Annotated in this window: 12 protein-coding genes; all 12 read right to left on the reverse strand. The window is 32.0% G+C overall.

Going from position 1 to position 11,288, the window contains the following annotated elements; all coding sequences use genetic code 11:
* Positions 1-185: 185 nt before the first annotated feature.
* The gene (locus tag DW963_RS12905; RefSeq protein ID WP_117916308.1) at positions 186-851 is read right to left on the reverse strand and encodes a hypothetical protein; all 666 of its coding nucleotides are present in this window, start codon (positions 849-851) and stop codon (positions 186-188) included.
* Positions 852-928: 77 nt separating this feature from the next.
* Positions 929-1,180 carry a hypothetical protein gene (locus tag DW963_RS12910; RefSeq protein WP_117916309.1) on the reverse strand — a complete coding sequence of 84 codons (252 nt, stop codon included), beginning with the start codon at positions 1,178-1,180 and terminating at the stop codon, positions 929-931.
* Positions 1,181-1,242: 62 nt separating this feature from the next.
* The gene (locus DW963_RS12915) at positions 1,243-2,493 is read right to left on the reverse strand and encodes a restriction endonuclease subunit S (protein ID WP_158568731.1); all 1,251 of its coding nucleotides are present in this window, start codon (positions 2,491-2,493) and stop codon (positions 1,243-1,245) included.
* A 107-nt stretch (positions 2,494-2,600) separates the two neighbouring features.
* Positions 2,601-3,326 (reverse strand): Rossmann-fold NAD(P)-binding domain-containing protein, encoded by a 726-nt coding sequence (locus DW963_RS12920; protein WP_117916313.1) that lies wholly within the window; start codon positions 3,324-3,326, stop codon positions 2,601-2,603.
* Between the two features lie 12 nt (positions 3,327-3,338).
* Positions 3,339-4,055 (reverse strand): AbiH family protein, encoded by a 717-nt coding sequence (locus DW963_RS12925; protein ID WP_117916315.1) that lies wholly within the window; start codon positions 4,053-4,055, stop codon positions 3,339-3,341.
* Positions 4,056-4,414: 359 nt separating this feature from the next.
* On the reverse strand, positions 4,415-4,969 hold the full coding sequence (locus DW963_RS12935) for a TIR domain-containing protein (protein WP_117916319.1): 555 nt from the start codon (positions 4,967-4,969) through the stop codon (positions 4,415-4,417).
* A 4-nt stretch (positions 4,970-4,973) separates the two neighbouring features.
* Positions 4,974-5,828, reverse strand: coding sequence for a macro domain-containing protein (locus tag DW963_RS12940; protein WP_147347606.1), 855 nt, complete (start codon positions 5,826-5,828; stop codon positions 4,974-4,976).
* Positions 5,829-5,889: 61 nt separating this feature from the next.
* On the reverse strand, positions 5,890-6,627 hold the full coding sequence (locus tag DW963_RS12945; RefSeq protein ID WP_117916323.1) for a hypothetical protein: 738 nt from the start codon (positions 6,625-6,627) through the stop codon (positions 5,890-5,892).
* A gap of 400 nt (positions 6,628-7,027) precedes the next feature.
* On the reverse strand, positions 7,028-8,167 hold the full coding sequence (locus DW963_RS12950) for a type I phosphomannose isomerase catalytic subunit (RefSeq protein ID WP_286169400.1): 1,140 nt from the start codon (positions 8,165-8,167) through the stop codon (positions 7,028-7,030).
* Positions 8,168-8,235: 68 nt separating this feature from the next.
* The gene (locus DW963_RS12955; protein WP_117916325.1) at positions 8,236-9,267 is read right to left on the reverse strand and encodes an SH3 domain-containing protein; all 1,032 of its coding nucleotides are present in this window, start codon (positions 9,265-9,267) and stop codon (positions 8,236-8,238) included.
* Positions 9,268-9,494: 227 nt separating this feature from the next.
* Positions 9,495-9,725 (reverse strand): DUF6718 family protein, encoded by a 231-nt coding sequence (locus tag DW963_RS12960; RefSeq protein ID WP_117916326.1) that lies wholly within the window; start codon positions 9,723-9,725, stop codon positions 9,495-9,497.
* A 427-nt stretch (positions 9,726-10,152) separates the two neighbouring features.
* On the reverse strand, positions 10,153-11,265 hold the full coding sequence (glf, locus tag DW963_RS12970) for a UDP-galactopyranose mutase (RefSeq protein ID WP_117916328.1): 1,113 nt from the start codon (positions 11,263-11,265) through the stop codon (positions 10,153-10,155).
* Positions 11,266-11,288 lie beyond the last annotated feature (23 nt).

Raw genomic sequence — 11,288 nt, forward strand, 5'->3', positions numbered from 1 at the left:
TTCAAAAATTCTATCACTGATTGTTTTCATGACTTTGTCTCATATTCTTCAATATATTTATAAGTTAACTTTATTTTGTATAAGTATATCACTAGTATTATACTTTGTAAATACGGATTTATATATTTATAAGAATTTATATGGCATTCAGCACCCCGAAAACATTCTGAACCCTGCACTCGATATTAAAATTCATCATCCAGTCCAGCGAAATGTAGCAATTTCAGTATTATCAATGCAAAATTATATGATAGCCATCTAATATCCAAAAAAGTTCCTGCGAAATATTCACTCTGCTTATATTCAGGAAATCTAAAATACTCTGCATACCCATTTTCTATACATTTATCATATTTTTCACAAAATGTTTCAACATATACCATATATTCATCTTTAATGTTATATTCATCAAAAACTATATGAGCTAACAACTGTAAGTTATGTTTTCTAGCCTCTTTGGTTATCTGTCCATTTTTCTTTACAATCAAATACTTAAATCCATTTTCTATTGCCTGCCTTCCAATATTCAAAGTAACAATTGAATCTGGTAATACATATGTCATTTTGTCAAATGCGTTAACATATTCAAGCCAGTACTCTTTCCATCTTAATATCCTATCTTCTCTTTTCACATTACTTTCTATATCACTGACAGAGCTTAAAACACTTCTATGATTTAATATATCATCAAATGATACATGTTCAGGCGTATCCTTTACTATATCTCTCCCACTTATTCCATTAAACACAGGAGATTTACCATAGTTAACATGACATGTAGCATATGCACCATCAGCTTCTAAAATATCTTTATAACTAATATTGCTTCCATATTTCTTAAATAAATTCATATGACATCCTAACCATTTAACTTTATTTATTATCAGCCTTTATTTTAAGTAACGATTCTCTCCAGTCTTCTGAAAATTTAGTATTCTTCAATTCCTCTACTTTTAATTATATATCTTAAGTCATCAATTATAATTCTACAAGTTTTCTCGTTTATTTCATCAGAATTAATACCAAGTTTTGCATGAACCAAATTTCTCTTTTCTCTGATTTCATTAGCTTTACTTTCTTCATTATTCCAATTAGATCCTTTAGATTCTTTAATAGATTTTATTTCCTTTATGTAATCATATAAGTCAGCTCTTTTTTGTTTTTTCCCTCTAATAACCATATAATCTTCTGCAAAATAATCCTGACCATTCAGTTCTGATATCCAATCAATAAGTAGTGCCTCTAATATTGATCCAGCAAGAATAAGCGTAGCTTATAAGCTCCTACACCAAAACATTTATTTAGTTCTATCCAATTATCATGTAACAATTTCTGAATCTGATTAGTAGAATACACCTTTATTTTTTCTAAAAGTTCTATTTCTAAAACGTCTTCAATTCTTTCAATTCTTTTTTTCTTATTCAAAGCACTCCAGCATGATAATATTTCACCCATATTATCGCTATTAGCATTATAAATTCTTTCCCCTATATGAGTTAATATATAAGCTTCTAATTTATATTCTTGTTTATCTTTTAAAGGCTTTATCACAGGAATTTCTTCTACATTCTTTCTCGTAACTCTAGGAATGATTGTTCCAATTTTCTTAAAATCAATAATTGTCTGACAAACTTCACTATTTAGATACAAGAACAAATATGCTGGCTGAATATCCCTACATCTAAGTACAAAAATATGTTCACCTACATATATTGTTTCTTTTATATCGTCTGGTACAAGAAACGGTTTTCCATTTCCAGTCATTGGAAATAAAATATCATTTTTCTGCAATGTAACATTGGTAATCTGTTGTTCTGACAATCCTGCAACATCAAATGGATATTTTAGATTCTCTAGTTTCACAATCTTACCTACTTGTTCTTTTGATGCCCCTGGCATGACAATATCAACCAAATCCCCTAATTTATATACTTTCTCATTATGTAATAATGTTCTTACTTTAACTGCCTTTTTACTATAATATTCTGGATTAATTTTATTTTCTATGATTTCTGATATTAAAACAGTGTTATACTCATATTCTCCATTCACATCGTCCTCTGGCATATTATCATCATTTATCCAACTTTCTAATTCATTTAAATATCTTTGATATTTAGAAGCATATCTATCAGGTATAGAAAACATTTCATTTTTTTCTTTGTTATTTTTAAATCTTGAAATAAATATTTGTCCTTTATAAATAGACATATTCATTTCATTGACAGTTTTTTTTGTAAGGTGTACCAATGACATTCTTCCATAAGTTTTAAGAAATGGTGTTTCCAAATTATAAACTCCAGCAATAAAATATTTTGTTACAATTCGTTCTTTATATTTCATTCTACCTTCATCTAGCAAACTACTAGTTACAATTATTAACCATACGTCATCGTTTATTTCATCTTCTAATATTTTATCAATCCATTTGTCACAGTCTTTTGTGATTGGATAATTTTTTCTTTTCTCTAGCAAATCCATAATTTTTATCATTTTAAAATTCTCCATATATTACTTAAATTCTCTCCAGATTAAAAAAGGACCGTGTTCGAAAGCCACCGGAGTAGTTTCATAATAATATATTCAATACAGCTAAATTTTTAATAAAAGTATCCCTTATATATCTTTTGAAATTCTTCTGTCAAATTCTTTCCTACATACTGCTGATTCGCTGCCTGTCGCACAGCTTTATTTAACATGAGGGTTCCATCCAACAAGTTATAGATTCTCACCCTATTCTGATATATAAACAAAACTCTGTCTTCATCAATTAGAATTCTATCAAGTCGTTTTGTTATAACCCCCTGATTGGGAATTCCTTCTAATTCTCCTAAATACTCCCATTCTCCTTCAACTTGTCGCAAAAGAAATACACCTTTATCAGTACCACGCTTTACCAGAAAACATGTTTGCTCATCTGCAAATACAACTCCATTCATACTACCAGAAAACACTCTGCTAAAAGCGACATTACCAGCATCATTTTTAATTTTTATCTCATTACCAATAACACATACTTTCCAACAGCCATTTTCAGATACGTTAAGGATTTTCTCTAATGCCTCACTATTTCCTTTTTCCCCAGATTTTCTTTCTGTTAATGATGATATTTTATTCACCATTACCGATATTGTATCCGTTCGAAAAATGTGTACCCTATCTACACTAATATTAAAATGCTTGATAAAATCCTGAATACGCTCTAAATCGCCATTACTAAAGCATCCAAAATACCAGTCAACACTTTCATAATCCTTATTTTGATTTATTACCTCTGCAAAATAATCCCAATCAACCGGATACAGAGAATGTCCAATTGTAATCACCTTATTAATATCCTATAGACTTTCAAAGAATTCCTTATGATTGGCAATAATCCTATCACAATACTTTGTCAGCTCGTTATCTGCCTCAACGATTTCTCGAATAGCTATTTGCTGCGCATCATAAATCATCTGTGCACGATTTCCTGATAAATTAATTCCGCTCCAATCATCTTCAAAATCAAACTGAGAATCACTTGCTTGTGGCTGATGCCCAAGAATCAGTTTTTCCCTCGGTTCACCTTTTTTCTTTTTCCTACAACCATGTATGTAACAAATATCATTTCTTTGTACACCATAAAGTTCTTCAATAAATTCTGTATAATTAAAATCCAAAAATTTACCGTTTCTAATAAGTTCCTTCAGTGGTCGATCAATCGTATTTACTTGTAAACAACAAATCCATTTTGTAAACCTATTCTTTAACTCTCTAGAAAGTTCTGTTGCTGGTGAAGCTGCCATTTCAGCCGCGGCAAAAAAATCTGCTGCCTGAGCATCCTCTTCGTATGCGCCCATAACATCTAGTAAATTGTCCAAAATGTACGGCTGACTCATCGCCTCAACATTAATTTTCGCTAATGCACCCTCAAAATCAGCCCACAAATCATCAACTTGAAGATAATTTTCTAGTGTAATTCTAATATTGCTGTTCTTCCCCAGCGTACTTCCAAAATCATAATAGCTCGAACGCACACCATGCATCAAATCAAATCCATTTCCAATGACATACAAAACGTTCTCTTGAAGATTAGACTCTATATCTTCAATGTAATGATATCAAACTGACTCTGCAGAGAATTTAGATTATCATAATATCTCTGAAGTTCCATTGCTTTCTTCTTTTTCCACGCTAAATCTTCTTTCTTCTTCCGTTCCTCTTCTTTTTTCTTACAGTATTCCCTATGACATATACATATAGGACAATATTGGGGTAACAATTTTCCTCTTTCAGCAAAATTTTCTTATTCAAATTGTCGTATTACAAATACTTTATTACATTTTTTACATGTGACCTCTATATCTCTCATTATTTCTTCTTTCTTAAATTTTCTCTCCGTTTTGTATCAACGTCATCTTTATTATCAATTGCATTAATAACAATAAGTGCCCGCTGTTATCATAGTCTGAACTTTGAAATTAGAATCTTTTAATGCGCTCGTAATAAGTAATTTATTATTTGGTATATGTAGTGTTGCGACCTTAGACATACTATCTCTAAAAATCGGCAACTTGTCCCAAAGGTTAACGACCTGTTCCTTGATTCCATTGATTCCACATATATCTGATTTTTCTTTAAACTCAGGATATATAACAATCACTGGAAGTCTTTTAGTGTTAATTCCATAATCAATCTCTTCACGCAAAGCCTCACTATTCTTTGTATTAGAACTTAAAAATAGTAAGATATTCTTTGAAACATCAAGTCGTTCGTGGAGTCGCCTTTTTAAAGTATCCCATGAACTATCATCTCTGACATTATATGTTTTTGCATGTGCATCAACAAATGGGAAAGAACTATCCGCTCCTTTCCATGCACGTAGCTGGTTATAATAAACAAAATCCGGAGTTGCATTAGCTCCCAAATTTGACTCATTAAAGGGAGTTTTTACATAAAATGCTGAATAATTAGCTGTTCTATTAATCATTTTTCTACCTCCTTGAAATCACATTAAATATATCTTTATATTCATACAATGAAATATCATCTGAATTTCCATATAATACAATCTTAACTTTTGAATTAAGGCTAACACCACTGCTATTAAAAGTACAAAGCATACATCTTAACAAATTCTCGTTATTCTTTAGTCCATCATCAAATCGTAAAATACCAGTTCCTAAAATTGGTATAACTACATCATTACTTGCATATACACGATCAATTTCTTTCCACATTCTCATAAGCATGAGTTCATACTCAGCCATATTAGTATGTGCCTTATAATTATTATCTAATTCTGCCGATGCAAGCATCAAATATGTTTGATTATCAACACAGCTATCATATCTTATAATTGTTCCTAAAGGAAAATCATACAAACCATCCGCATTGTGAATCAAACCAGCCTTCTTAGCAGACTCTTCAACCACTTGTTTAATATCATCTCTATTCGCATGTTCTAAAAACAGTTTCCCATGTAATGATTTTTTGGTTATTACTATATCATCAACTCTTGTATCAAAATGTGTGTCACAACCAATCACTTTCAACCCAGGAGTCTTAAAAATATCCCCACAAGATATTTCAACTGGTGTTTGCGAAATAGTAAGCATAACCGAATCTCTATATAATTTACCAATAACAATATAATATACAATTGCTAATACAACAGTAATAATAAGTACAATGCTAATCCGTGCCCATATATTAACTTTAAAATCCTTAAGGGAAACTCCAAGTACTGTAAAAATTGTAGATAAGAATCCCACAACGCCAATAGAAAAATAAAAGCTATCTTTATACCTTTTGGGCAATCTCCGAAACCAACGATATATCTTTTTCATATTTTTTATTAATTATCTCCTCATCCTAAATTGTAACCGCAGCACATCTTTTTCTTTATCTTTAGCCTATTTTTATAACCTTCCAAAAATCTCCAATAAATTCCCCTGTATTAGGAATATCAATTGTAGCAGAATAAAAATGTTTTTCCCCACTCATATCTTCACATGAAAATTTCCACTCGAACTTAACATTACTCCAATATCTACCATTTTTATCACTCATATTACTTGTATTAACAGTAAGATTTTTAATTTCTCCACCTTTTAATGATTTAAATTTTATTTCCCATTCTTGTATTGATTCAACCAATATATTATCTTTGTATACTTTAAAGTCAAGTATCGTAAATGAACAAACCATTGAATCTGAAACATTTCGGATTTCGAGCCCCAATTTAGAATAGTTACCATTATAACCAATAATTTTAACCTCAAATTTAGGAGGAAAAATATTTTCCCTATGTTGAGCTTCACTATACTGCTTTTCAGCTACAGCCAATTCTCTTCGAGCAATGCTCAATTGAAGTTCATTTATTTCATCAGACTTCTTCTGACTCCTATATGTCTGCACAACTGCAATAAGACCCAAAATAATTGTAGCAATTAATGATAATAACTGTGCATAATAATCTAAAATATCGCCCTTTTCAATATCTATATTAAAAAAAGCATTTGGTGGATTTAGATCAAAAATTTTATTAATAATAAACGGAATCAATAATAGAAAAGATAATAAACCTATACTGATTAATACAATTACAATAATTCTAAGCCACTTTTTTCTTCTATATTTTTTCAAACTGCTTTTTCCCTTTCAAAAATATTTATATGTTGCTTTTTGCTAATAAATCATTCTATATTCAACTTTTCATAATATAAACTATTCACTACTTGTAAGTAGCACTTCAAGAGAGACCTAACCAACCTCTCTCCCATCAAATATCCCAGTCCCCAAGGGGACTTCGTTTTACAACTTGAATTAATCCAACTTTATCCATAGCATATTGCTCCTTACCCTATGTAATCTTGAATTAATCCATACAATTATTTTCACATTCCGACTTAACTAGATAATAACATATTATAATCTTATTATCAATCAGTATTACAATTCACAGCCCCATTTCAGAACAACAAAAAATCTCCGCCAGCAAAGCAAATGCCTTGCCAACGGAGATATATAATATGCTACTCTTTTCTCACACATTAGTAACAATCGCCACGCCATCGCCCTCTATATCCACAGTCTTATTGCCTGCAGTTATGAAGAAGCTGTCACCGGCTTTGTAGTTTTTAATGTTGTCGTCAACCCTGATAGTTCCCTTTCCTTCTGTAAAGATTACAGAACGGAAAGATGCTGTGTCGACATTAATTGTTACATGGTCAGATATGTCGTATTTGTAACATTCAAAATACTTGCAGCTGACTAACAGTTGTCCAGCTGTTGAATCCTCTTCAAGAGTTATAGCTGCCTCTTCCAACGCCTTATCATCTGTGTCTTCGCAGCTTTCATATGATACATACTTTTTAGTGTCAACAACATCGAGTGCTTTATCAACATGCAGTTCGCGCTTATTTCCGAACTTGTCCCTGCGGTCATAATCGTACATACGATAAGTACAATTAGAATTCTGCTGTATTTCACATATAAGAATTCCGGCTCCAATAGCATGAATTGTGCCGGCTTTGACCATAACGCAGTCACCTTTGCTGACTTCTACCTTATTAAGAATATCCGTTATTGTGTTATTCTCAATACGTTCTCTTATCTCTTCTTTGCTGACATCCTTAGAAAGACCGCAATACAGATAAGCGCCGGGTTCACAGTCAACAACATACCACATTTCATTCTTGCCAAATTCATTCTCATTTCCTAATGCATACTCATCATGCGGATGAATCTGGATAGATAAAGGCTTCATAGCATCTATGAACTTTATAAGAATTGGAAAACGGTCAAGTGAGCCACTCTTCCAGCCAACTGTATCTGCTCCAAATTTTTCAATAAATTCACCGAAATACATCCCCTTATATGGACCATCTGCAATAATTGACTGTCCATCTGGATGAGCAGACAACTCCCAGCTTTCCGCAATAATATCATAATCACACTTCTTGCCAAATACAGTTCTTAGCTTGGTTCCACCCCACAGATAATCCTTGAATGCTGGTTCAAGTGTGATAATATCAGGAATTTTATGAGACTCCTGAACAGGTTCTATTCGTAAGAAATCAGATTCAGACATAATCTCGCCTATACCAGTCTCAATAATAACCACATTCTCAGTTCCATGATTGGAAACCTTATTTAATGGTGCCTGGCACCTTATACCCGCCATAGTCTTATATTACCAAATTTATTATCACATTTAAACTATATTTGTGATTTTTACCGAAAATATTCTGTTTATTCTTCTAGTAAAAACTCGTCATCGTCTTTTTCTTCTGTTCCTGGCTCTTCTATAATTTTCAGATTTCTCTTTGCAACATAGCCTTCCCTCTGGACACCATCCTCGTCTGTGAACGTAACTTTGTAGTAATAATTTGTGTTTTCAATAATAGTTGCTTCTATATTTTTCTTTAACTGGGCAACAATTTTAGCTCCTTTTTCAGGAAGTTCTTTTACATTACTTACTACATAAGTCATAACTGGAAGACCCACATTTTCCTGAAGATAGGGCATAATAGAAATCCCCCATATAAGTAACCAAAGATTAATTACAATAAAATATTTTTTGTATTTTTCTGCCGTCCAATTTGCAACTCTCTCTTGGAAACCAACAGGATTATTCATTTGGTCATTTATTGTGTCTTGAATTTCCTGTTCACTTGCAAAGTCTGTTTCCAGTTCAACATTTTCTTGAATGTTCTGTTCTTCTTGAAGAGATTCATACGCTGCATCGACAGCATCTTTAAAAGTACCGTTTTTTTGCAGTGTTTGAGAAAAAATTTTACTGTAATCAATGCTCTCCAACTGACTAATCTGTTCAGCTATAACACTATTAGTAAAAATTTTCATTGATTCCTGAAGGTTCTGGATTGAACGTGCCGTATCAATAGTGCTTACTGACATCAATGATTTTGCAATATTTTGTATGCTATCCAGACTCCTTCTATATTCTTTCACCATGTTTATTGCCGAAAACTGTCTTCCAATCTCTTTAAAAGATTCCATTGATTGTTTGTATGACTCTGATACCTCAAAAGATGTATAAGCAGCTTTCAATACTGCTGACACAGATTTTGATATATCTACATTTTCATACCCTTTCCACATTTCTGCTATTCTACTGCTCATGAGTCCAGCGGCTCCTGTAAATGCCGACGTATCAAGGGGCATTTCATACAATTTTTTAGTTAATGGCATTAACGATTTCCTGATTTTTTCAAATGATTCTAAATAGGAATCATACGGTGTTTTCGATTTATCATTTTTCATATAGTTATACCTCCCAATAAAAATTCCCCAAGTTCTGTTCTTGATTCCAATTATACAACAGATTTCAACAAAAAACCGTCATTTTTCCGTCAAAAAACGTCGCAAAAAGGACTAGCATCTCTGCCAGTCCTTCAAGAGTTATTTTTCCAGTTTGGAATTTTCTATTGTTTCAGAAATTTTAATGGTTCATGGCACTTTATACTCATTGTCCACTCACAACAATATTGTTATGGACGAAGCCCTTCTACAAGAATCTGAAACTCTTGCTCTGTATCCACAAAATGATACGGTGCATACTCTCCATACGCCGTTGGTCTGCTGATTGTTACAAGCTGTACACCCTTATATCCAACTGCCTTATTCAGTTTTCTCTTTAATTCTACCAGATGCTTTCCATGAGTTGTTTTCAAAGCAAAACAACCATGTGCATCACGATCTTTTGCTATCAGATAACACATTATTCAGCACATCCATAAATTCTTGCTCATTTCGAATCAATCCACTCTCATACTTCTCACGCATAATTTTCCCTGTCTCAATCGGATAGTTTTTCTTATACAAATAATCGTGAAGCCAGTTATTTAGCTGTCTGTCAAACAGTGCATTAAACTGGATTTCTATGGGATAATGTTTCCCACTTTTTTGATAGTACACATGAACGCCTCGGTATCCATCATCGCCTGCTTTTCCACTGGACATATCAGCAATTCGGAACTGTGAATGTTTATAAAAATTTTATGGTGCCTGACACCTTATATTACAAAATTTTCAAGGTACAATATAAAAATGTGTTATGATAGTAATGACTTTCTTTCTGTTGAGTGGGTCAAAACTGAATGTAAAACTATGGTCAGTTTTAAGTATAAATCAACAAAATGTGCGGAATTAATTTAAAATTTTCTTACACTTATCTAATACTGATGCTACCGTTGCATCCATATCATAATATTTATACTCACCTAATCTTCCACCAAAAAATACTTTTTCTTCCTTATCTGCCAACTTTTTATATTCCTGATATAATTCTCCATTTTTTTTATCATTTACCGGATAATAAGGTTCATCCCCTTGTTTCCACTCACTAGAGAATTCTTTTGAAATAATCGTCTTTGGAAGATAATTTCCATCTTCATCTTTACCAAACTCAAACCATTTGTGTTCAATAATACGAGTCCATGGGGTCTCTTTATCTGTATAATTTACTGCTGCATTACCTTGAAAATTTGGAATATCTAAAACTTCAGTCTCAAATCGAACACTTCTATATTCTAATGCTCCTAGCGAATAATTATAAAAAGCGTCTATTGGTCCAGTATATACAATATTTTTTGCTATACAATTCCAATTTTCTTTATCTTGTAAATAATCTATTCCAAGTCTTACTTCAATTCCATCTAATATATTCTCAATCATCTTTGTATATCCTCCAACAGGAATACCTTGATAAAGAGCATTGAAATAATTATTATCAAATGTCAATCGAACAGGGAGACGCTTAATAATAAATGCTGGTAAATCTTTACAATCTCTTCCCCATTGTTTTTCTGTATATCCCTTAATTAATTTTTCATATATATCACGACCAACGAGAGATATTGCTTGTTCTTCAAGATTTTGAGGTTCTCTATCTATTTCCTTTCTTTGTTCTTCAATCTTTTCTGCTGCTTCTTTTGGAGTTACCACACCCCACATTTTGTTAAATGTATACATATTAAAAGGAAGTGAATATAATTCCCCCTTATAATTTGCCACCGGACTATTTGTAAAACGATTAAAAATCGCATATTGATTCAAATAATCCCATACTTCCTTAATATTTGTATGAAAAATATGTGCACCATATTTATGAACATTAATTCCTTCAATTTTTTCAGTATAAATATTTCCGCCAACATTATCTCTTTTATCTATCACTAATACTTTATATCCTTTATTAGTTGCCTCTCGAGCAAAAATAGAACCATATAGTCCTGAACCAACTACTAAATAATCATACATATTATTATCTCCTCTTTATTTTA

Origin of the sequence: Eubacterium sp. AM46-8 (assembly GCF_003466705.1) — a bacterium.
Taxonomy (GTDB): domain Bacteria; phylum Bacillota; class Clostridia; order Lachnospirales; family Lachnospiraceae; genus Lachnospira.